We start from the raw sequence: 22,026 nt of genomic DNA on the forward strand, positions 1-22,026 counted from the left end.
TGGATCATCCTCTCGTGTGGATGGCGGTGTGCACGCGGGCCAGATTGGGTTTGGAGCAATGCAGGCGAACGGTACCGAGGGCCTGCCGAAGCGCGGCCGAGTCGGTGACTGGGATGTTCTGGAAAAGGATCATCTGCTTGGCATCGATCAGCGGGTTGGGAAGCTGCTTGGTCAGAAAGCGGTTGTAGTAGTGCCTGTGCCTGACAAGGACATCAGCATCCCTGACAGGCATCAGCACCGAGTGTGAATTGGACTCCGCCTCAACGGAATTAATCGCGAATGCAGCCAGTAGCTCGTCGACGGTGAGGTAGGCGTAGGTTTCGCGGCCCTCACGCTCGAGCCAGCTTCGCCAGATCTCGGCGCAGGATTTGTCGGTCTCGGTGGCAGCAAGGAATAGATTCAGGGCGACATCGGTGACTGCGTCGAAGATGTCGCCGTCGACGACGTAATGGTCGGCGTAAGGTTCGCTGACTGCCAATATGTTCTCGCGGTCGGTGGCCGATATCCAGCCGCTGTCGGTGAATTCGAAGTGGACGCGTTTGTGTCCGGAGCGGAAATCGATCCAGTCGCCGGACAGTTGGCCATCGAGTATGGGTGAGAATCCGAGAACTCCGCAGCGCCAGATGTGGTCGCGCAGTGTGATGTAGTGGCGTTGTACTTCACGGAACACACCGATGGGTGCCTGAATGACCGCGCAGATGCGGGTATTCAGGTTCATGGCCGGGACGATGCGGGAGTCTTGGCGGACGGTCACCTCGTCGTCGTGATGATGGTAGGGATGGACGCCCTCACGCAGGTAGTGCGGTAGGAACAAGCGTAGAAACTGCAACCACGACTGCGCGCTGTAGGACTGGACCGCCGGTTCGTGCAGCGAGGTCGCGTCGACGGCGTATACGTCGCGGTAGACGAAGAATCCATAGGGTTTCAACACGGTCGGGAAGGTGCGCATCATCGAGTGCAATCCGTTGTATGCGCCACCGTAGGAATAGACCTCGTGCAGCAGTGCCGACGCACTGATGACGTCCACCGGCTCGGGTACGAGAGTTGCTAGGTCGTGCGCCCAGCCTTGCACAAGGGCGCACTGCCCCACAGAGTTGAACCGGTCGATCGCCCGCGCCAGCGATTGCGAGCGGACACCAGGGGCTTCGATGAGAGTGAGGCGTGGTGTCTTCGGCTGATCCTGAAGTTGCGCGGCGAGAAATTCGACCGCGGCGCCGCCGCCGGGGCCTATCTCGACTAGATGTGGGTCGGTGTCCGGGATGCGAGTGAGTGCGCGGTGCACCAGCAGCCCCTTTTCATAGCCGTGGTCGTTGGCTGCGACATCGAGATAAGTGGATTCGGATTTGTGTTCGTGGGCAAAAGGATTGGTCATGCCGATCATGGCGCACCGCTGAGAGTCCGGGACCGCCGGGCTGGGGGCGGTCTGATGGCGTTCAAGGTTCGAGGAACAAACGTTCATTCGGGAGGCGGGGTAGTCCGTCGGTGTCACCCGGGATGACGGTTACGGCGTCGTGATAGTGGTAAGTGCGCCAGTCCTGCACGAACAGCAATGCCGCGGTGACGCAGGCGGCGAAATCCATTCGCACATCGTGCAAGTGGACCGACAGATGAACGTCATCCTCCTCCGGACGAGGTGAGGTTGAATGTCCTGTCATGAAGTGGACTCGTCGGTGCTCGATCGAGCCCGGTTTGTGCGAACGACGTGAAGGAGGCTGGCGGGCAATCGATCCGGGGGATTCGAACTCATCCATTCCATGGGCGCTCCCGGGCACGTCACCTCCACGGATTATGGGCGAGTTGGGCACCCAGCGCATGAGCGTCAGCGTCGGGAGCGGTGAGGCCGTCGAGCACTTCCAGCAGCGTGTGAATGTCAGGGCCGACAGTTAGCGGCGCACTGTAATCCAGCGGAGGGAACGGCAGGCCGCGAGCAGCGGCGCGTTCGCGGGGAGTCGTCATGGGCGGGACGAGCTTGCCCGCGCGGACGAGACAGCTCAGCGCACTCGCTTTGCGAGGGCAGGCGGTGGCCCGACATGCTATGTGAGTCTGCATGATTCGGCGAGAATCAGCGAGCGTCAATGGGTGATCGGGATGTGCGTGGGCAGGGTCGACGCCCCCGGGCAACGCAGCGGTCCAAGTCGTCGGAGGGCACACCGTTTCGAGTGTGCAGAAGTCACACACGCGGGCCGGTGTGTTATCGGTCGTGGCCAAGTCGTAGATGATCAACGCGGCCGCACGCACACCGAATGCGATACTGAGCGTGTACCCGATCGGATCGGGGTGACGCTCGGGTGGCCGGACTGTGTACAGGTAGCGGTACCCCAGTTGCTCGGCGTGGCGGCGGGCAGCGATCGCGTGGCGTGATGCGGCAAGTCCGGATTTGTCCGGACGTACCAGGCCAACGGCTTTCAGCTTCATCTCTTCCATCGCTTCAGGACACCGCGCTACCGGGTACGCGCATAAGACGTGCGCGTGGTGGAGGTGTGCGCAGGTGGGGTGGGGGTGTGCACGGGGGGCGTGCGAATCCGGCTGAGGATGGCGCGGGGGTGTTGCTCGTGCCACACTCCGGCTATGGGACGCCAGCCCAAGCAGCCGAACCGGGAACTGGATGAGCTGCTCGACGAGTCCGGTATCAGCAACAAGGGTCTCGCGCGGCGGGTCGTGGAGCGAGGGCGCGCGATCGGCCTGGACCTGGCGTATGACCATCGATCGGTCGGTCGATGGCTTGATGGTCAACAGCCGAATTCGCCAGGGCCGGAACTGATTGCGGAGGTTATGACCGAAGCTCTCGGCCGTCGGATCACTGCATCGGCGTGCGGAATGTCCGGTGGTCGGGATCCGGTCGATTTGGGGTTGGAGTTCTCGCTGAGTTTGGCGGAAGCGACGGCGTCGGTAGCGGCGCTGTGGAGGAGTGACGTGGAGCGCAGACGGTTCCTGCAGGGCGCCTCATATGCGGTGGCGGTGTATCCGGCTGCTTCGATGCGCTGGCTAACTCTTCCCGGACCGGAACACCCTGTCTCAGTGGGTATCCGGCGCGTTGGTCAAAGAGATGTCGATGCGGTGCGCACCATGAGCGCAGCATTTCGCGACCTCGACAACAAGGTCGGCGGTGGCAAGGTGAGGCCGACGATCGTGCAATACCTGCACAGCTCCGTCGCACCATTGCTGCGCGGCAACTATGCCGAGCAAATCGGCCGCCAATTGTTTGCCACGACAGCCGAACTCACCAAACTCGCGGGATGGGCCGCCTACGACCAGGAAGAACACGGACTGGCCCAGCGATACCTAATCCAAGCGTTGCGGCTGGCCCGCGCCGCCGGAGACCCCGGTCTGGGAGCGGAGATTCTTGCGGCCATGAGCCATCAGGCCACATACGTCGGTCGACCAGGTGATGCTGTCGATCTGGCTCGTGCAGCCCAAATCTCCGCTCGCAGTGCGGGACTGGCCGCGCTGGAGTCAGAATGCCATATGGTCGAGGCCCATGGCCACGCCGCACGACTGGACGACTCGATGTGCACCGCATCGATTACTGCGGCCGAACGCACGTTCGCCAAGGCAGAATCGTCTGACCGGCCAGCATGGCTCGCCTACTTCGACAGCGCGTACATGTCTGCCAAGATCGCCCACTGCTTCCGGGAGTTGGGAGACAATGCGCGAACCGCGCGGTTCGCCGAACAATCGCTCGACATGTCCCATGGCTACCTGCGCGGACGCGCCTTCAACTTGGCGCTACTCGCTTCCGCCCGCGCGAGCGAGGACCCGCTGGAAGCCGTACGCATCGGCCACCAGGCACTCGATATCGCGGCGGGCTTGTCGTCGCGACGCAGCTACGCATACCTGGGTGACCTGCGCCAACGACTGAGCCCCCACGCCGCCATGCCGGATGTTGAGGACTTCCGGCAGCAGGTCCGCGAACTCACTACGCGTCGAGACTGAGCGCGCGATAGATCGCGACAACGGTTGCCGCACCGATGATCTCGCCTCGATCGATCATCGCCGCCGCGTCAGCCAGCGGTATCCAACGGATGTCTTCGGCTTCGTTGATGTCCGGCGCCGTGTCGGTGAGGTCGGCACCTCGCGCTATGTAGATCTCTTGTGGCTGGTCCAGGCTTCCGATCGACGGCTGATAGGTGACCAATCGCTCCATCGACTTCGGCCGCCAGCCTGTTTCTTCCTCCACTTCGCGCGCAGCGGCGGCAGCAACGTCTTCGGCGTGGTCGACATAGCCACCGGGCAATTCCCACACCCACTTGTCGATGATGAACCGGTGCCGGTACATCAACAGAGCTTCGCGGTTCTCGTTGAGTACCAATGTCATCGCACAGCGCGGCATCCGTGCCACGTACTGCGTGAACTTCACGCCATCCGGCAGCTCGACATCCACAGTCGACAACCGAATGTGTCGGTTCTCGTCTACCAGCTTCTCGCCGTGGATCTTCCACTGGGTGCGCTTCACGGCTCGACCCTACGCCCGCGGGAATACCTCGGGCTGCTCCTGTCGTACTTGCCATATGGCTGCAGACTGTGAATGCGCCACCACTGGTATGCCCGCTCACGGCTGCCGATAGGCACGTGCACCGTAAGTTCTGCTCAGGCGGCGGCGATCTCGAGTAGCGCGTCGGTCACCGCTTGCGGTTCGGTAGCAACCGAGCCACCCGTTGATAACACCAGCTCCCGTGCCCGCCACCGTGCACCACAACGAACGTAGCCATTTCTCTCCTGAAGCCTGGTGCGTTGCCTGTGCGGGGTCAACGAGTGCACAGGCAACGACGGTATTGCCCTATGCGGCAGGGCCTTTGGCAGGAGCCGCGGACAAGCCTGGGGTGATCAGCCGGCGCTCGACCAGGATTCGGGCGTCGGCGAGGATCAGTGGCAGGGCCGCCGAGCTCGGGAGGGCTGGGCCGAGCCCACCTGCTCGAATCAGATGAGCCTGGGCGCCGTACCGCCCGAATGCCAGCGCGATCGAGGTGGCGGCGCTCGGGTCGGCGTACCGGTGCTGTGGTTCGGGGAAGCACCATTGCCACGACCCTGCCGAGGTCGCGAAGCGCAGTTCGATGTAGTCGGACCGGGCCGGACAACGCAGAGCGATATCGAGTGTGGCAGGCAGGAAGGGCCTTCCCGACAGGGTCGATTCGGTGAGTGTGGCTACTCGGGTCATGGCCGACTCCTATTCGTTTGATGCGGCACCGGCGAGGTCGAGTGCGGCGAGATACGCGAAAACGAGGCTCGAACCGATCGGTGTTCCTGCGCCCGGGTACGCGCCGCCCGACATCGCCGCCATGGTGTTGCCGGTCGCGTAGAGACCTTCGATCGGCGTCGCGTCCGAGCGGAGTACGCGGGCGTGCTCGTCGGTCACGAGACCGCCCTTGGTTCCGATATCGGACAGCACGACGGTGGCCGCGTAGTAGGGCGGGGTGTCGACGGGGATGAGCAGCGGGTTGGGGAGGTCGGTCGCCAGCGGCACGATGTAGTTCTGCCGGGGATCGGCCGGGTAACCGACGATGTACTGGAACATCTGGTCCCACGGCGCCTCGCCGCGATGGAAACGCTCGTCGACACCGGATTTCGCATAGCCGTTGAACTCCTCGATCGACTTGCGCAGTTTCTCCGGCGGCACGCCGATCAGATCGGCCAATTCTTCGAGAGTGTCGGCGCGGCGCAAGGCGCCCGATGCGAACCACTCCGGACGCACCGGCTGCTCCGGATCGCCCCCGAAGCCGTCACGCTCGAGCTGCCGGTGGTCGAAGACCCAGTGCGCGGTGCTGTGCGTAACGCCGGTTTCGAGTTGCAGCCGGGCCATTTCGTGCCCGGCGCGATCGTAGGGCTGCGTCTCGTTCATGAAGCGCTCGCCCTCGGCATTGACCCAGATCCCGCCGCGGGTGCCGGTATGGAAGACGGGCCGACCGTCGGGCTGCACCACCCCGGGGACGTACCAGGCCTCATCGAGCAGGTCGGTGGCCGCGCCGATCGCGCGACCGGCCAGGATCGCGTCACCGGTGTTGCCCGGCGCGCCGTGGGACCATTCGCCGGTGAGCGGTACGGGCGAATACTGCTCGCGCATCTCACGGTTGTGTTCGAAGCCGCCCGCCGCCAGGATCACGCCGCGGGTGGCGCGGAATGTGCGGCGCTGGCCGCCGCTGACCGCAACCACACCGGTGACCCGGTCGTCCTCGACAACGAGGTCGGTCATGGCGGTTTCGAGCAGGTAGGAGCCGTTGCCCGTTGCCAGGAAGGCTTTCAGCGCCCGGCCGATCAGTGCGCGGCCGCCGACTAGCACCGGCCCTTCGTCGATACCCCAGCGTTCTTCCGGGACGGAGCGCCGGATGAGCGGGGCGAGTTCCTCGAGTTCGGCTACCGAGATTTCCTGCGGGAATATGGTTCGCCCGGTGGCGGTGGATCCGGGACGCCCGTAGAAGTATTCGGGCACGGGCTGGTAGGTGAAGGACCCGAACAGTGGGTTCTGCTCGAGGTCGTCGATCAGCTGGGGCGCGGTCCGCAGATAGGCATCCTGCAGCGGTTCGCGCGAGTTGTCGGCGACAACGTCGTGCAGGTAGGTGCGGGCGGCCTCGGGATCATCTTCGATGCCCGCGCGCGCGATCGGGGCGCTGCCGGGAAACCACAGTCCCGCACCGGAATACGCGGTGGTACCGCCGATCAGCGAGGACTTTTCCAGCAGGAGTGTGCGCAGCCCGCGCGCGGCGGCCGTATAGGCGGCGATCAGGCCACCTCCTCCGGACCCCACGACCACGACGTCGTAGGTTTCCTCGTCAGCGGGCATTGCGTTCTCCTTGTCGAATCGAGGCGCTCCGGTCCCTTGCGTGGCGACGCAGGCTGACGCCGCCGAGCCCTTCGTGCACCGCGGTGTTTCGCTGATCTGCCGCAGCCGGTCGCGACGCGATATGGCCGGTGGGGTGACCTGGTTCACGGGAATTCGGATGTCGGATGAGTGTGCGACCTGCGATGTCGGGTCGAGTGCGGGATTCCGCTGAGCGGGATGGCGCCGGTCGCGGTGGGGGAGCAGTCCACGGTGGCTCGTCGGGAGGCAGCGCGTCCCAGTGTTCGGAAAGTCCGGCGTGCGCTGCCCGGTTTCCCGCTCAAACTTGCCAGCCAGCAGGACATTCCGACTCGAAGGAGAGCTCGCATGGCTGGTTCGCACGACTACGATCCCGGCCCGGAGATTGCCCATGCCGGTGGCCTGAACCTGGGGACGCCGGATCTGCGGCGTTCGATCTGGTTCTTCCGGGACCTGCTGGGCATGGAGGTGGTCGCCGAATCCGACGGTGTGGCATATCTGCGCGGGTACCAGGAATTGGTGCACCACTCGCTGGTGCTCACCCAGCAGGACGAGGCGCGGGTGAACAGCTACAGCTTCCGGGTGAAACGGCCCCAGGATGTCGAGCTGTTCCACAAGCAGCTGACCGAGGCGGAGATCGAGGCGGTGGAGTTGCCCGTCGATCACGAACTCGGCCGCGGCACCGCGATCCGCTTCCTCGTGCCCGGCAGCGAGCATCCCTTCGAGCTCTACTACGACATCGAAAAGCCGGTTGCCCCACCGGAATTGCGCTCGAAGCTGCTCAGCAACAGTTCCCGCCGCCGCGGTTTCGGAGTTCGGCGGCTGGACCATCTGAACGTGCAGTGCAGCCCGACCACGGTGAACCAGGCCGAGGGCTGGCTGCGCAACGCGCTGGGGTTCAAGCGGCGGGAGTTCGCGATGATCCCGCAGTTCCCGGAGACCATCCTGGCTTCCTGGCTGTCGGTGACCCCGCAGGTGCACGACATCGCGATCGGTGTCAACGGGGAGGAGAAGAACGGGGCGTTCCACCACGTGGCCTTCAATATCGAGAACTACCACGACATTCTGCGGGCCGCAGACGAGATCCGTGATCTCGAGATCGACTACGGGCACGGTCCGGGCAAGCACGGCATCGGGCAGGCGATGTACCTCTACATCCACGATCCCGGCTCCGGTCACCGCGTCGAGCTCTACTCCGGCGGGTATTTGATCATGGATCCGGATTGGCAGGCGCTGGAGTGGAAGATCCCCGAATTGCAGTGGGGGCAGACGTGGTACGGCGAAGCCCTCGATGTCGGCCCGGGCGGCGCGTTCCTGTCGACCACACCATCGGCCGGATTGTGAGAGGATCGGTATGACGCTCGAATCCCAGGGCACCCATGACGGTGTGCCCGCCTACTATTTCGACAATCGCCTATCCGGTTCACTGCTGAGCCATCACGAGCAGTGGGACCGACTCGCCGGCACCCACTCCGCATTCAGAAGCACTGTCGCACAGGGTTATTGGGTCATTACGGACGGCCAGGCGATTCAAGAGGCGCTACAGGACTGGCGGACGTTCTCCAGCACCTCGGTGACGGTGCTCGAGCCGAATCCGAAATTCCTGTGGATTCCGGAGATGCTGGATCCGCCGCTGCACACCAAGTGGCGGCGGCTGCTGGGCAGCGAGTTCGGGCCCAAGTGGGTCGCCGCCGGCGAGCCGGAGATCCGCAAGATCGCGGCGGATATGATCGACCGGCTGCTGCCGAAGGGGGCCGCGGATGTTCTCGACGAGTTCGCGCGCCGGTTCCCGACCCTGATCTTCATGCGGCTTATGGGCCTGCCCGAGCAGGATCTGGACCAATTCCTGGAATGGGTCCATGAGATGCTGCACCTGCCGCACGCCGAGGATCCCGACCACCGTCGCCAACTTGCCGCGATGACCGCTGCGTCGGCCTATTTCGAAGAGCAGATCGCGCTGCGTCGCGACGCCCCGCGCGATGATCTGCTGTCGCGCATGATGAGCTGGCGCATCGATGGCGAGCTACTCAGCGACGCCGATATGCACGCGTTCTGCATTCTGATGTTCCAGGCCGGTTTCGATACGGTCCCCATCGCCATCGGCTGGGCCATGTACCACTTCGCCGCGCATCATGAGGATCGCGCGGCCATCGTGGCCGACCCATCGCTGATCGCCAATGGCGTCGAGGAAGTCCTACGTGTCTATTCGTTCGTCATTCCGGCACGAAAGGCGACACGGGATACCGAGATCGGCGGCTGTCCGGTGAAGTCCGGCGACATGGTGATGCTGCCACTAGCGGTGAGCAACCGGGATGCCGAGCGGTTCGACAATCCGCTCGAGGTGGATCTGCAGCGCGCCACGAACAACCACATCGCCTTTGGTTCGGGACCGCACCGCTGCTTGGGTTCGCACCTGGCTCGACTGGAGCTGAACGTGGCGATGGAGGAGTGGCACAAGCGGATACCGGAGTACCGGATCGCACCCGGACAGCAACTCGAGCAGACCGGAAACATGTATGGCCTGATGTCCTTGCGCCTCGAATGGTGAACCACGGCCGGCACACGATACGAAAGGCATTACCACGTGGGAATTCGTGACCGGCTGACCCGACTGCTTGCCGAGGCTCCCGCCGATGCCGAAGCGATCGAGCACGAGGAGACCTGGTGGACCTGGGGTCGGATCCAGACCACCGCGCGCTCGGTCGTGGATGCACTGGAATCCGCCGGTTTGGGCGCGGGATCCCGAGTCGGTGTGGTCCTGGAGAACCGGCCTGAACATGTCGCGGTTGTCGCCGCGCTGATCGCGACCGGTCGATGCGTCGTACTCCTCGCTCCGCTGCAACCGGCGCCGCGGCTGGCCGCCGACATCATCGCCTGTGACCTGCCCGCGGTTGTGTGCGGATCCGTGCTGCTGGCCCGAGATGGCGTACTCGATGCCGCGACGACGGCCGGTTTCGCCCTGGAACTGCGGGACGACGGTTCGGTGCGACGCGTGAGCGGCACGATCCGCGCGTCGGCCGTGACGAATCCGGGGACCGTGGTGGAAATGCTCACCTCGGGGACGACTGGCGCGCCGAAGCGCGTGCATCTGCGGACCGAGCAGTTGGATCAGGCACTGACTTCCGGCGGGCAGACGGCCAGGGACGACCGATTGCTTTCCACCTCCGCGGTACTGGTGAACGCGCCGCTGGTGCATATCGGCGGCCTGTGGCGGGCACTGGCGTGCCTGGCCACCGGTCGGCGGATGATTCTCATGCCCAAGTTCGTCCTGGAACCATGGGTCAGCGCCGTGGAGCGGCATCGGTTGCGTGCCGTGAGTCTGGTGCCCGCGGCATTGCGGGCGGTGCTCGATTCCGGAGTGTCGCGGGCGCGGCTCGCGAGCCTACAGGTCGTCACCTCCGGGACAGCGCCATGCCCGAAAGAGTTGGCGGACTCGTTCTTTCGCACCTACGGCATCCCGGTGCTGATGACATACGGTGCCACCGAATTCGCGGGCGCGGTGGCGGGTTGGACGCTGGCGCTGCACGAACAGTGGTGGGACCTGAAGGCGGGCAGCGCCGGTCGCGCCTTCCCGGGCGTCGAGTTGCGGGTGACCGGCGAGGATGGCGTCGAACTCGGCGGTTGGACGACCGGACGGCTCGAGGTCCGCACCGCGCAGACCGCGGCGGGCGCCGGCGAGTGGGTCCAGACCAGCGATCTGGCGCGGATCGATGTCGACGGCTTCCTCTGGATCGACGGCCGCGCGGACGACGCGATCATCCGCGGTGGCTTCAAGGTCCAGCCGGAGACCGTCAAGCGAGTGCTGGAGACGCATGCGGCGGTGCGCGAGGCCGCGGTGGCCGGACTGCCCGACGCCCGCCTCGGACACGTACCCGTGGCGGCGATCGAAACCGAACCCGGACTCATACCTCCCGACAGCGACGAACTCGTCGAACTCTGCCGCGCTCACCTGCTGCCGTACGAGGTACCGGTGCACGTGGTGGTCCTGGACCAGCTACCACGCACGCCATCGAGCAAGGTGAGCAGGATGGAACTGCTCGACATCGTTCGGGAGCGAAGGAGCCGATCATGACGGCACTGACGATCGGATTCATCGGCGCCGGCCGGATCGGTGCGGCGATGGTGGAGCGATTACTGGCGGCGGGGCACCGGGTCCGGCTGTACGCACGGCGGCCGGAGGTACGGGACCGGCTGGCGGCACTCGGAGCAGAGCCCGTCGATCGGGCCCGGGATATCGCGGCCGCGGATGTCATCGTCAGCTGCCTGTTCGGCGACGAGCAGATATCCACGCTGCTGCCCGAGGTCGTCGGCGCGATGGGGGAGGGCACGGTACTGCTGTCGCACACCACAGGGACGCCGGAGGTGCTGCACGGTCTGGACCGGTTCGCGCCGATCGGACAGGCCGCGCTCGTGGACGCGACATTCAGTGGCACACCGGAGGCGGTGCGTGCGGGTGAGCTGGTGGTCTTCCTCGGTGGCACGCCCGAAAACGTCTCGATCGCGCGACGGGTCGTCGAGTGCTATGCCGGAACGGTCATAGAAACAGGTGGGCGGGGGTCGGCGCTGCGCGTGAAGTTGATCAATAACCTGCTCTTCGCCGCGGTCTCACAGCTCACCCTGCAAGGCCTGACATTGGGCCGCGGGGTGGGCATAGACGAAGACGTAATGCTCGAGGCGCTCGCGGTGAGCAGTGGCGGTACGACGGCTGGACGCTATATCGCCGACCGTGGCGGATCGGAATCCTTCGCCGCCGCGGTCGCACCTTTTCTGCACAAGGACGTCGCCGCCTGCCGAGCCGCATTGACCGATTCCGGCGTAGATTTCTCGGGTCTGCTCGGCGTGGCCTGCGGCGGACCGATCGACATCGGCGATATTGCCCCTAAAGAGGAAACTTAATTTCGATATCACCATTACACAGCGGCTCTCTTTCGCTACACTCGCGCCTGAGGTTCGAGCTCCAAGAAGGAGGCTGGCCAATGGCCTCAGTGGTGAATGACAATGCGGTCGCCACCTCCGAACGACACGAGGCGCCACCGTCCATGGTGGAGCGGATGACACTGATCATGGATTCGTTCGGTGGTCCGCAGATCCGGCTCTCGCTCGAGGATGTTGCCGGACGCACAAATCTGCCGCGCTCGACGACTCATCGCATCCTGGAACAGCTGGTTCGGCTGCGATGGCTCGAGCGCAACGGTCGTGACTACGGCCTCGGTCAACGGGCGCTCGGGTTCGGCGGCCGGGAAGAGGGCCACGGCGCGTTGCGGACCGCGGCGTTCCCACTCCTGCACAACTTGTCGGTGCGCACCGAAATGGTGGTGCACCTGGCTGTTCTGGACGGCGCCGAGGCGTACTACCTGGACAAGTTCGGCGGCAAGGCCGCCGTCCAGGTGCCGTCCGTCGTCGGCGGCCGGGTACCCGCGCACTGCACGGCCGTCGGAAAGAGCATGCTGGCGTGGCTGTCGCCGGAACAGATCGACGATCTGTACCGCGATGTCCTGGTCAAGCGGACCGCGCACAGCATCGGCGATCTCGAGGTCCTGCACCAGGAGTTGATTCGCATTCGTGCGCGTCGCGGCCTGGCTTTCGAGCGCGGCGAATGCTTCCAGCACATCGCCTGTGTGGGTGCGGCCGTCCGCGGTCCCAAGGGGCCGGTCGGCGGGATTTCGCTCGTCGGCGATGTGCGAGCACCGCTCGAGCGGCTGGCGCCGCTGGTCGCCAATACCGCGCACGCGATATCTGAAAAGCTGATGGGCGACACCGCGCGCAAACATTCGGCGCGCTTCGAACCCGTCGTCGTGCGGGATGAACCGCCGATCCCGGCACTCACCGAGACCCTCGGACGAATCGTCGCACTGGGCGAACGCGGTGAGTGGTTCTGAGGTTCGCGCACGTATCCGGACCGCTTTCCGCTGAGCGGAAACAACCACGGGTCCACCGGGTTTCCTGACCAAACTTGCGTTCAGTCGGCCGTCGGCTCGACCGTTGCGCAAGAGAGGTGAGGGCCCATATGAGTCCGCTTCCGGATCCGGTGTCGATGGGTGCCAGGCGCTTCCGCGACGTGCTGGGACATTTTCCGACGAGTGTCGTCGCGATTACCACCACGGCATCCGACGGGCGTCCGCACGGGTTGATCGTCGGTACCTTCACCTCGGTTTCGCTCGAGCCGCCATTGGTGTCTTTTCTGGTGAACCGATCCTCGTCGACGCTGGCAATGATCCAGGAGGCGGGCGGCTTCTGCGCCAACGCGCTCGCGGGCAACCAGGAGCCGACGTCACGCCGATTGTCGGCTCGCGGATCGGACCGTTTCGAGGGCGTGGTCTGGGCACCGTCACCGCTGGGCAATCCGGTGCTGGACGGCATCGTGGCATGGGTCGACTGCAAGCTCGAAAACGTGGTCGAAATCGGTGACCACTATCTGGTCGTCGGCCGGGTCAGCGATCTGAATATCGAGTCGGTGCGAACACCGCTGCTCTTCTTCCGCGGTGGGTACGGCGACTACCTCGCCAGTGCGACGCTGCTGATGGACCGTCTCGTCGGCTGGTGGTGACCGGGTCCGGATTCGGACTCAGACCAACATGTCGTCGACCGGCAATCCGAATGTGCCGCGGCCGTAGAGCGTCAATGCCGTGCCGACATCGTTGGACGCGTGAATGCCCGCGATATGTGCGTCACGCCAGGCCCGCTCGATCGGATTGCGACGGCGCAGCAGCATCCCACCGGTCGCCGCGAAAACCAGATCGATCGACGTCAACGCGCGTTCGGCGCCACACGCCTGATCACGGCGGGCGCGCAACCGCAACTCCAGCGGAATCTCCTGTCGCGCACACACGCACTCGTACAAATCGCGAAGGCTCCGGCTCATCTGCAGGATGGCCGCGTCGATTTCCGCGCTGGCGCGCGCCGCGGCGGTCGGCTGATCCGCGGTGATACTGCCGCCACCGAAACTGAGCCGGTTACTGTCGCGCATCCGGCTCAGAAAGACATCGAGGCAACCCTGTGCCATGCCGACCATGGGTGAGCTGTTCGCGTAGGTGTACATGGTTCCGTATGGCATCCGGTAGAGCGGGCCTGGGTTCGCCTTATGTCCCGGGCTCTCCAGTCGTGCGATGTCGTAGAACCGCGTTACCCGGTGTTCCGGGACGAAAATCCGGTCGACGTACAGATCGTCGCTGCCCGCGCCGCGCAGTCCAGCGGCATCCCACACCTTCGACATCCGATAGTCGACGCAGGGCACCAGCCCGCTGACCATATCCACCGGCTGGCCGTTCTCGGCCACGATGGTGCCGCCCAGCAGCGCCCACGACGAGTGCGCACAACCGCTGGCGAATCGCCACTGGCCCGAGACTTCGTAACCTCCGGCGACCGGAACGAATCTGCCGACCGGCGCATAGGACGAGCAGATCAATGCGTCCGGATCGTCCGACCACACATCACGTTGCGCGCGCTCATCGAAAAGTGCCACATGCCAAGGGGCCAAGCCGAGTACCGACGTCACCCACCCGGTCGAACCGCACGCGGTGGCGACCATGCGCACCGCGTCGTAGAAGTCCAGCGGATCGGCCTCCAGCCCACCCTGGGCTTTCGGGCGCAGCAGTCGGAAGATTCCGGTACCGATCAGATCGGTCATCGTCTCGGCCGGTATCTCGCCGGTCTCGTCGACCAGCGCCGCCCGTTCGGCGAGCGTTGGCAACAGTTCGCCGACCGCTGCGGCTACGTCTGCATTCATGCCGGCTCTCTCGTGTCCTCGCCCCCTGCGCCATTGGCTCCACGGCGGAGCGTAACAGGCACCGACACTGCCCGGCCGATCAGCGGGCGGCCCAGCTGATCGCCTTGGTCTGCAGGAATTCGTCTAGGCCGAATTCGCCCCACTCCCTGCCGATTCCGCTCTGCTTGTATCCACCGAACGGCGAGCGCGGGTTGACCCCCGCACTGCCGCCGTTGATCGCTATGCCGCCCGCGCGGACGCGCGTGGCGATCTCATACGCGGCCTTGGTGTCGGCGCTCCAGACAGCACCGGCCAGACCGTATGGGCTGTCGTTCGCGATGCGTACCGCCTCGTCGTCGGTGCGGAACGGAATGACGACGCCCACCGGGCCGAAGAACTCCGTCTGCGCGATCGTCATCGAATTGTCGACATCGACAAACAGGGTCGGTTCCACGAAGTAGCCCTTGTCCAGCCCGGCCGGGCGCCCGCCACCGGCGACGATCCGCGCACCCTCCTCCTCGCCGACACGAATCAGCTTCTCTACCTTTTCCCGCTGCGCCTCGGTGATCAGCGGGCCCATCGTGGTGGATTCCTGTGCCGGATCGCCGACCCGGACACCGGCGAGCGCGACGCGCAGCCGCGCGACCAGTTCGTCGTGGACGGATTCGTGCACGATCGTGCGGGTCAGGATCGAACAGCCCTGGCCCGCGTGCACCGTGATGCCCATCAGTGCGGACCGGACCGCCCCGTCGAGGTCGGCATCGGCGCGGACGATATTGGCGGACTTGCCGCCGAGCTCGAGCACGACCTTCTTGATCGAGCTCGCGGCCTGGGTATAGACCATCCGTCCGACGGTGTCCGATCCGGTGAAGCTGACCAGGTCCACCATGGGATTGGTGGTCAGCTCCCGGCCCGCGTCGATATCGCCGGTCACGATGTTCAGCACGCCCGGCGGCAGACCGGCGGCATCGGCGAAGTCACCGATCAGCAGGGATTCCAGCGGGGTGGTCGGCGCGGGCTTCAGCACGGCGGTGCATCCCGCGGCCAGGGCCGGTATCACCTTCATCATGCTGAGGAAGAACGGGAAGTTGTAGGCCGCGATCAGTGCGCAGACCCCGAAGCCCTCGCGCCGGATCTGTCCCTGGGAGATGCCGATGCCCGGCGCGATCGTGGGTTCCATCGGGCGCTCCCACGCGAAGGTCGGCATGACGCGTTCGGCCATATCGCGCAGATGGGCTACCGGCACCCGGGTTTGCAGGGTCTCGGCCAATGAGCGGACCGAACCCGCCTCGGACATATTGACGGCGACGAGCTCGGGCAGGCGACGCTCCATTTCCTCGGCCATGCGCAGCAGTACCGCCGCCCGCTCGGCAGGCTTCATCCGCGGCCATGGCCCCTCGTCGAATGCCTTGCGCGCGGCCGTGATCGCGCGACGCACATCCGGGATCGAGGCCTGCGGAATGTAGGCGATCGTCTCTTCCGTCGCCGGATTGCGCACGCTGATGAGCTCGTCCGATTCGCCGTCGGTGCGCCGCCCGTCGATATAGAGCTGCGTCGAGAACGAGTACGCCGTGGTCATGTTCGGTCTCCTGATTGCCGGATCTGCGTCGGACTTCTGGGCAGGCTCACCTGCGGTGCCGTCCGCACGCCGCGTCTTAAAAGTGTACTGAATAGCTGAACTGGCTGATTCGTTTGTCCGATTGCCGCTGAGTGGAAAGTCCGATTGTGTGACCCGACCCACAGGGAGTGTGCTGTCGCGTACGTCTTCGCCCCACTCCGAGCAGGGCGAACGCGATCACCAACCACAGCCACGGCTCGATTGCTCGGTGCGAGTCGGAAACGAGAGCTCCGTGGCAGCCCCCGAAAGGACTCGTTCGATGAGCCCTGCAATGCAATTCGATGAATCGCCCGATGTCGCACAGTCATGGACGCCGCGGCTGGTGCTTTCCCTGGCCTCGATCGTGCTGACGCTCGAGATACTCACCCTCAGCTACATGATGGTTTCGATGGCGGCCCCGGAAATCTCCATGCATTTCCAGACGACGCAGGGTGCCTGGCTGCTGACAGCATTCCTGCTGGTCGGGGCTGTGACGGGTCCGCTGCTCGGCAAGCTGGCCGATATGTACGGCAAGCGCAAGATCCTGTTGTCCTGCGTCGCTGTCTCGGTGCTCGGCTCGCTGGTCTCCGCGGTCGCGACCAGTTACGCGGTGCTGATCGCCGGGCGAGCGTTGATGGGGGTACTCACGCCGTGTGTCTTCCTGGCCTATTCGCTGATCCGGGATGTGTTCCCGAAGAAGACAGTCGCGCTCGCGGTCAGCGTTACCACCAGTGGTTTGGGACTCATCGCGATACCGGCTCCGTTCATCACCGGCTGGCTGCTCGATGACTACGGTTTCCGCAGCATCTTCTGGTTGTTCGTGATCGGGCTCGCGGTCTTCGGCACCCTGATCTCGCTCACCACCGGCGAATCCACCGTGCGGGTGCGGTCGCGGATCGACTTCGCCGGTGCGCTGCTGCTCGGTTTCGGCATCGCGGGCATACTCGTCGCGGTCAGCTTCGGTCCCAGCTGGGGCTGGATGACCGGTTCGACGCTCGCGTACCTCGTCGGCGGCGGCGTGCTGGTGGCGGCCTGGTTGGTTTCGGCCGGAATCGTGCGCGATCCGCTGCTCGATCTGGATGTGGTGCGCAGGCGGCCGGTCCTGCTGATCTCCATCGGCTCGGGCATGTGTTATGGCTGCAGTGCCCTCATCACGATTCTGCTGCCGATGATGGTGATGACTCCCGCCGCCATCGGACTGGGCTACGGATTCGGTGTCAGCGCAAAGGGATTCGCGGTCTTCCAGGCGCCTATCGGCGGCATGGTCGTGGTCGGCGGAGTGGTGGTCGGCGTTCTGGTCGGCCGCAATGTTCGGCCGCGGTTGCTGATGATCGTCGGCCTGCTGCTGTTCGCGCTCGCTTTCGTGCTCATCGCGGTCAAGCATGACGACAAGGCGCTGCTGCTCGTGTTCGCTGGTATGGCGGGCACCGGTATGGGGCTGGGCTACGCATCGGTTCCGAATCTCTTGATCGAAGCGGTTCCGCCGCAGTTGCAAGCCAGTACGGCGAGTGTCGCGGGCGCCGCGCAGAGTGTCATCGCGGCGGTCTTGCCGGTGCTCGCGTTCACGGTGCTGAACAACTCCTATATGGCACCGATCCCGCTCGAAATGACTCATGGCGCCGTGCTTTACACGGAAAAGGGATTCCAGGTCGCATTCCTGATCGGCGCGGTGGCCTGCGCCATCGGCGCGCTGCTCGCCGTGCTGCTGCCCCGTAAGATCGAACAACTTCCGGCGCCTGTCGCGCAGGATGCCGAGGCTCCGGTACTGGCGCACTGATCGAGCCGAGGGCGGCCGCGTGCGAACGCGGCCGCCCTCTCTCAGGATGTGGCGCCGATCAGGGCGAGGCTGGAATGGGCATATGCCGCACGACGTTTGGGACTCACCAGATACGACGGCGGGGCGAAGTAGCCGACATCGCGGGGCAGCGCGTCGGCGCGGCGCGCGAGGGCCGCACGGGCGTCGGCGGTGGTCCCGCACAGCGCGATCTCGGCGAGCATTTCGTCGGTGACCGCCTTGACCATGCCGTCGGTATCGCCCGCCCGGAATGCCGAGCGCAGTTGTGCCACAGGGCTTTCCCAGCCGTGATGGGTGACGTAGGGGTCGTAGGTCTTGACGGTGAGGTAGAAGGCGATCATCCGCTTGGCGTCGGCGATGGCGCGTTCGGGTGCGTTGTCATCGATCGCGGTGATGATCCAACCGTGTTCGAGTGGGCTCCGACCACTATCGGCCGCGCCGCGGTCGACCGCAGGGCGCACGACGTCGCTCCACCAGGTGCGGGTGAACAGGCCGTGGCCGATCACACCGTCGCCGACTCGGCCCGCGGTGGCAGCCATCCGGCTGTTGAATCCGGCGAGCAGCACCGGGATATCGAGGCGGCCGAGCACCGGAGCCCGGACATCGGCGTCGATCGAGTAGAACTCCCCGGAGTACTGGATCTTTTCGCCGTTTTCCGCATGCAGCCAGGCGCGCACCACATCGATGGTCTCGGCGATCCGGTCCACGGGACGATCGGCGGGGACGCCGAACCAGTCGCGGTTGATCCGGAATGCGGCGGTGCCGAGGCCGAGGAACAATCGGCCGGGCGCCTGGCGGTGCAGTTGACGCAGGGCGGTGGCGTGCGCGTACGGGGTACGCGCGAAGGCGTAGGCGATGGCCGGGCCGACCAGTGCGCGTTCGGTATTGGCGACGATCTCGGCCACGGTCAGGTAGGCGTCGTGGTCGACGAAGTCCCCGGTGCAGAAGGCCTGCACACCGGCCTGCTCGGCCTCCCTCCCGACGTCGCGGCCGGGCCACGGCATGCCGAACTTCATCGAATTCTCCTCTTGGACTTTGTGATCGGTGATGGAAGCGCGTCAGCGCAGCGTCCATTTGCTGCGCGGCACCGCGGCGCGGTCTACTTCGGCCTTGCCGATGGGGTTTCCGATCTGGGTGTAGGACAGGCCGGTGCGCAGTGCCTGGGTGCGGCCGGTGTCGAGCGACTCCCAGATCGCCCGGACCGTGCCCTGGATGGCAGCGGGTGGTTTGGCGGCGATGATGCGGGCGATCTCGTCGGCGCGATCCCAGAGTTGATCGCGCGGCAGTATCTCGCTGACCAGGCCGATCTGCATGGCGCGCTCGGGGGACAGGCGCTCGTCCAGGCCGAGCAGCGCGATGCGCAATGTCTCACCCAGCGGAATGCGGCGCGCGAGCCCGATCGGCTCCAGCGCCGCGGTCAGTCCGTAGCTGACATGCGGGTCGAAGAAGCTCGCGTCCTGCGCGCAGATGATGATGTCGGCCTCGTTGAGCCAATAGAACGCGCCACCGGCCGCCATCCCGTGCACCGCGCAGACCAGTGGTTTCCACACCTGGTTGAGCTTGGGCGACAACTTCTCGCCGGGATCGGTCTGCGACCAGACATTGGTGTGCCGGTCGATGCCCTGTTTGACGTCCATACCGGTGCAGAATGCGCGGTCGCCCGCGCCGCGCAGCACGACGACACGGATATCGTCATCGAACTTCACTCGCTGCCAGATGCGATCGAAGTCCTCGAGCATCTCCTGATTGAAGCTGTTCATCGCTTCCGGTCGGTTCAGGGTGATCGTCGCGACGTGCTCGGTCACGTCGAACAGGACGGTTTTCAGCTCCATCCGGAAACTCCGATGTTCGTGGGTCGGCCTGAATGCGGCGCAGCAGCCGGATTAGAGTGTAACAAATTGTTCTACCAGCGACATTGGAGTGCGTGCTGGTCGCCGTCCGAATCGAACCGCTTAATATGTGGTAGACAAGCAATAGCAGCGCACTGTCCGGCACCTCGGGCTGGCCTCGGGCTGCTGCGGATTCTAGATAAGTCGTATACTCTTCTCTGGTCTCGGTCGTCCGGATGTGCTCGTGACGACGGCGGTCGGGGCGAGATGCACGACGAGATCCACGGAGGAAGTTGCGATGAAGCCACGCGTGGGGCAGACGCTCGCCAGCACGGTCGACACGACGACGGTCATTGTCGTCCGCGCTCCGCAGGTCGACCTCGAGATCACCTGTGGCGGTGCGGCGATGGTCGATCCGAAGGGCCCCGACGGCGTCCCGGTGGGCACCGCCGATCCCGCACAACTCGGCGGTTCGCAGCTCGGCAAGCGCTACGCTGATGAGGAAATCGGTGTGGAACTGCTCTGCACGAAAGCGGGTCAGGGCACGCTGGCGGCGAACGGCGTCGCGCTGCCGCTCAAGAACGCCAAGCCGCTGCCGGCCTCGGACTGAAAGCGCATCGATGAACATAGCGATGCTGTTGGATATGGCCGCCGACGGTTTCGGCGACCGAATCGTGGTCGGGCGGACCGACGATGGACTGACTCCGGTTCGGCTGCGTGAACTGGCCGCCGGTGCTGCGCGGGTAGTTCGTGCGGCCGGTGCCGACGCGATCGTCTACCTCGCTGTCAACGGTCCGGCCTTCCCGGTGGCGCTGTTCGCGGCGGCCCAGGCGGGTGTGCCGTTGGTGCCGGTGAACTACCGCCTCGGTGCGGAGCAACTGGACGCGTTGTTGGCGAATCACCCACGCGCACTTGGTATCGCAGATCCTGAGCAGGCCGAGGCATTGCGTCGGGCGGGGTTGTCGGTGCGGAGTCCCGAAGAGTGGATTGCTGCCGCGGCGGATGCCGGTGGCGACGATGACGAGGTTCCGGCGGCTCCGGAAACACCGGCGGTATTGATCTATACCAGCGGCACGACATCCGCGCCGAAGGGTGTGGTGCTGCGGCACCACAACTTGGTGTCGTATGTGCTCGGGACGGTGGAATTCGCGGGCGCGGACGCCGACGAGGCCGCGCTGATGAGCGTGCCGCCGTACCACATCGCGGCCGTGTCGAATGTTTTGACGAACCTGTATGCCGGGCGTCGGGTGCTCACCCTCGAACAGTTCAGCCCCCAGCAGTGGCTCGAACTCGTGCGTGAGCAGCGGATAACGAATGCGATGGTCGTGCCGACCATGCTCGCCCGGATCATGGACGGTGACGGGCTGGACCGCGCGGTGCCGTCGTTGCGTGGGCTCGCTTACGGCGGCGCCAAGATGCCGGTACGGGTGATCGAGACCGCGCTGCGCGAGTGGCCCCATGTCGATTTCGTCAATGCCTATGGGCTGACGGAGACCTCGTCCACGATCTCGGTGCTCGGGCCCGAGGAGCATCGCGCGGCCGTCGCCAGTGACGATCCCGCGGTGCGTGCCCGCATCGGTTCGGCCGGTCGGCCGGTGCCCGGTATCGAACTCGAGGTTCGCACCGAATCCGGCGGTGTCGCCGCGGCCGGGCAGCCCGGCCAGATCTGGGTGCGCGGCGAGCAGGTCTCGGGTGAATACGCCGGGCACGGTGCCTCGATCGATGAACGCGGTTACTTCAACACCCGCGACCACGGCCGCCTCGATGCCGACGGCTATCTCTACATCGAGGGCCGGGTCGACGACACCATCATCCGCGGCGCGGAGAATATCGCGCCCGCCGAGATCGAGGACGTCCTGCTGCGGCATCCCGACGTGCTCGACGCGGTGGTCGTCGGTGTGGCCGACGAGGAGTGGGGTCAGCGGATCGAGGCCGTCGTCGTGCCGCGCAGCGGAGTGCACGTCGATGCCGAGCAACTGCGCGCGCAGGTGCGAAAGACATTGCGCGGCTCCAAGACTCCCGATCACATCACGTACTGGCCGGAACTGCCGCGCACTGCGACCGGCAAGTTGGTGCGCCGAGATATCGTCGCGGCGCTGACGGCCGATCGTCAGCCGACCGCAGGGTGAGTATCAGCCAACCGGGACCGGTATCGCACGACGCCACGGTCGAGGAGGCCGTCGCATGGGTGCGGTTCGACCGGCCGGACGCACGCAACACTCTCGCCGAGATGCGCATCCGCTCGTAGGGCACCTGCAATCTGATCGCCGCCGCGCCGACCGCAGTCGCGAAACACCTTCTCGCTCAGAG

General features: G+C 65.3%; 22 protein-coding genes. 12 read left to right on the top strand and 10 right to left on the bottom strand.

Translation table 11 applies throughout. The features are described 5' to 3' along the window. Window positions 1-4 precede the first annotated feature (4 nt). The 3 genes from ACIBI6_RS25835 to ACIBI6_RS25845 form a co-directional block, all read right to left on the bottom strand. The gene (locus ACIBI6_RS25835; RefSeq protein ID WP_396958156.1) at window positions 5-1,372 is read right to left on the bottom strand and encodes a hypothetical protein; all 1,368 of its coding nucleotides are present in this window, start codon (window positions 1,370-1,372) and stop codon (window positions 5-7) included. A gap of 61 nt (window positions 1,373-1,433) precedes the next feature. After that, on the bottom strand, window positions 1,434-1,655 hold the full coding sequence (locus ACIBI6_RS25840; RefSeq protein ID WP_364342585.1) for a hypothetical protein: 222 nt from the start codon (window positions 1,653-1,655) through the stop codon (window positions 1,434-1,436). A gap of 118 nt (window positions 1,656-1,773) precedes the next feature. Further along, the gene (locus ACIBI6_RS25845) at window positions 1,774-2,424 is read right to left on the bottom strand and encodes a hypothetical protein (protein ID WP_364342582.1); all 651 of its coding nucleotides are present in this window, start codon (window positions 2,422-2,424) and stop codon (window positions 1,774-1,776) included. Between the two features lie 642 nt (window positions 2,425-3,066). On the opposite strand from ACIBI6_RS25845, the gene ACIBI6_RS25850 reads away from it, so the two are divergent. Further along, window positions 3,067-3,933 carry a hypothetical protein gene (locus ACIBI6_RS25850; protein ID WP_364342579.1) on the top strand — a complete coding sequence of 289 codons (867 nt, stop codon included), beginning with the start codon at window positions 3,067-3,069 and terminating at the stop codon, window positions 3,931-3,933. Here ACIBI6_RS25850 and ACIBI6_RS25855 read toward each other — a convergent pair. From ACIBI6_RS25855 to ACIBI6_RS25865, 3 genes are all read right to left on the bottom strand, one after another. Then, window positions 3,917-4,453 carry an NUDIX domain-containing protein gene (locus ACIBI6_RS25855; RefSeq protein ID WP_364342576.1) on the bottom strand — a complete coding sequence of 179 codons (537 nt, stop codon included), beginning with the start codon at window positions 4,451-4,453 and terminating at the stop codon, window positions 3,917-3,919. The genes ACIBI6_RS25850 and ACIBI6_RS25855 overlap by 17 nt on opposite strands. A gap of 324 nt (window positions 4,454-4,777) precedes the next feature. Then, complete coding sequence (locus tag ACIBI6_RS25860; RefSeq protein ID WP_364342574.1) at window positions 4,778-5,155, bottom strand: hypothetical protein; 378 nt, start codon at window positions 5,153-5,155, stop codon at window positions 4,778-4,780. Window positions 5,156-5,164: 9 nt separating this feature from the next. Then, the gene (locus ACIBI6_RS25865) at window positions 5,165-6,775 is read right to left on the bottom strand and encodes an FAD-dependent oxidoreductase (protein WP_364342571.1); all 1,611 of its coding nucleotides are present in this window, start codon (window positions 6,773-6,775) and stop codon (window positions 5,165-5,167) included. 40 nt (window positions 6,776-6,815) lie between these two features. On the opposite strand from ACIBI6_RS25865, the gene ACIBI6_RS25870 reads away from it, so the two are divergent. The 7 genes from ACIBI6_RS25870 to ACIBI6_RS25900 all read left to right on the top strand — a co-directional run bounded on the left by ACIBI6_RS25870 (window position 6,816) and on the right by ACIBI6_RS25900 (window position 13,337). Beyond that, a complete protein-coding gene (locus ACIBI6_RS25870) occupies window positions 6,816-6,986 on the top strand; it encodes a hypothetical protein (RefSeq protein WP_364342568.1) in 171 nt (56 codons plus the stop codon). A gap of 152 nt (window positions 6,987-7,138) precedes the next feature. Then, window positions 7,139-8,134 carry a VOC family protein gene (locus ACIBI6_RS25875; protein ID WP_364342565.1) on the top strand — a complete coding sequence of 332 codons (996 nt, stop codon included), beginning with the start codon at window positions 7,139-7,141 and terminating at the stop codon, window positions 8,132-8,134. Between the two features lie 10 nt (window positions 8,135-8,144). Then, window positions 8,145-9,338 carry a cytochrome P450 gene (locus ACIBI6_RS25880; RefSeq protein ID WP_396958157.1) on the top strand — a complete coding sequence of 398 codons (1,194 nt, stop codon included), beginning with the start codon at window positions 8,145-8,147 and terminating at the stop codon, window positions 9,336-9,338. 36 nt (window positions 9,339-9,374) lie between these two features. Next, window positions 9,375-10,862: a class I adenylate-forming enzyme family protein gene (locus ACIBI6_RS25885; RefSeq protein WP_396958158.1), complete on the top strand. Its 1,488-nt coding sequence runs from the start codon at window positions 9,375-9,377 to the stop codon at window positions 10,860-10,862. Further along, complete coding sequence (locus ACIBI6_RS25890) at window positions 10,859-11,686, top strand: NAD(P)-dependent oxidoreductase (protein WP_396958159.1); 828 nt, start codon at window positions 10,859-10,861, stop codon at window positions 11,684-11,686. The genes ACIBI6_RS25885 and ACIBI6_RS25890 overlap by 4 nt, the downstream gene beginning before the upstream one ends. An 80-nt stretch (window positions 11,687-11,766) precedes the next feature. Continuing rightward, window positions 11,767-12,669, top strand: coding sequence for an IclR family transcriptional regulator (locus tag ACIBI6_RS25895; RefSeq protein WP_364342553.1), 903 nt, complete (start codon window positions 11,767-11,769; stop codon window positions 12,667-12,669). A gap of 128 nt (window positions 12,670-12,797) precedes the next feature. Then, entirely contained in the window at window positions 12,798-13,337 is a 540-nt protein-coding gene (locus tag ACIBI6_RS25900) for a flavin reductase family protein (RefSeq protein ID WP_364342550.1), read from the top strand. Window positions 13,338-13,355: 18 nt separating this feature from the next. Here ACIBI6_RS25900 and hsaA read toward each other — a convergent pair whose 3' ends face one another. Both hsaA and ACIBI6_RS25910 read right to left on the bottom strand, forming a co-directional pair. Further along, window positions 13,356-14,516: a 3-hydroxy-9,10-secoandrosta-1,3,5(10)-triene-9,17-dione monooxygenase oxygenase subunit gene (hsaA, locus tag ACIBI6_RS25905; protein WP_364342547.1), complete on the bottom strand. Its 1,161-nt coding sequence runs from the start codon at window positions 14,514-14,516 to the stop codon at window positions 13,356-13,358. Between the two features lie 79 nt (window positions 14,517-14,595). Beyond that, a complete protein-coding gene (locus tag ACIBI6_RS25910) occupies window positions 14,596-16,074 on the bottom strand; it encodes an aldehyde dehydrogenase family protein (RefSeq protein WP_364343084.1) in 1,479 nt (492 codons plus the stop codon). Between the two features lie 298 nt (window positions 16,075-16,372). Between ACIBI6_RS25910 and ACIBI6_RS25915 the strand changes: the two genes are divergently transcribed. Further along, window positions 16,373-17,869, top strand: a complete 1,497-nt coding sequence (locus tag ACIBI6_RS25915) for an MFS transporter (RefSeq protein ID WP_396958160.1) — start codon at window positions 16,373-16,375, stop codon at window positions 17,867-17,869. A 41-nt stretch (window positions 17,870-17,910) separates the two neighbouring features. On the opposite strand, the gene ACIBI6_RS25920 is transcribed toward ACIBI6_RS25915, so the two are convergent. Further along, window positions 17,911-18,903 carry an LLM class flavin-dependent oxidoreductase gene (locus ACIBI6_RS25920; protein WP_396958161.1) on the bottom strand — a complete coding sequence of 331 codons (993 nt, stop codon included), beginning with the start codon at window positions 18,901-18,903 and terminating at the stop codon, window positions 17,911-17,913. A gap of 42 nt (window positions 18,904-18,945) precedes the next feature. Next, window positions 18,946-19,719: an enoyl-CoA hydratase/isomerase family protein gene (locus tag ACIBI6_RS25925; protein ID WP_364342537.1), complete on the bottom strand. Its 774-nt coding sequence runs from the start codon at window positions 19,717-19,719 to the stop codon at window positions 18,946-18,948. Window positions 19,720-20,014: 295 nt separating this feature from the next. Between ACIBI6_RS25925 and ACIBI6_RS25930 the strand changes: the two genes are divergently transcribed. Genes ACIBI6_RS25930 through ACIBI6_RS25940 form a run of 3 tightly spaced genes read left to right on the top strand, consistent with a single transcriptional unit; the run spans window position 20,015 to window position 21,964 of the window. After that, a complete protein-coding gene (locus tag ACIBI6_RS25930; protein WP_364342534.1) occupies window positions 20,015-20,326 on the top strand; it encodes a hypothetical protein in 312 nt (103 codons plus the stop codon). Window positions 20,327-20,336: 10 nt separating this feature from the next. Continuing rightward, complete coding sequence (locus tag ACIBI6_RS25935; RefSeq protein ID WP_396958162.1) at window positions 20,337-21,845, top strand: class I adenylate-forming enzyme family protein; 1,509 nt, start codon at window positions 20,337-20,339, stop codon at window positions 21,843-21,845. Next, on the top strand, window positions 21,842-21,964 hold the full coding sequence (locus tag ACIBI6_RS25940; RefSeq protein ID WP_396958163.1) for a hypothetical protein: 123 nt from the start codon (window positions 21,842-21,844) through the stop codon (window positions 21,962-21,964). Before ACIBI6_RS25935 ends, ACIBI6_RS25940 begins: the two co-directional genes overlap by 4 nt. Window positions 21,965-22,026: the final 62 nt, after the last annotated feature.

This window comes from Nocardia sp. NPDC050412 (genome assembly GCF_044458825.1).
GTDB lineage: Bacteria > Actinomycetota > Actinomycetes > Mycobacteriales > Mycobacteriaceae > Nocardia.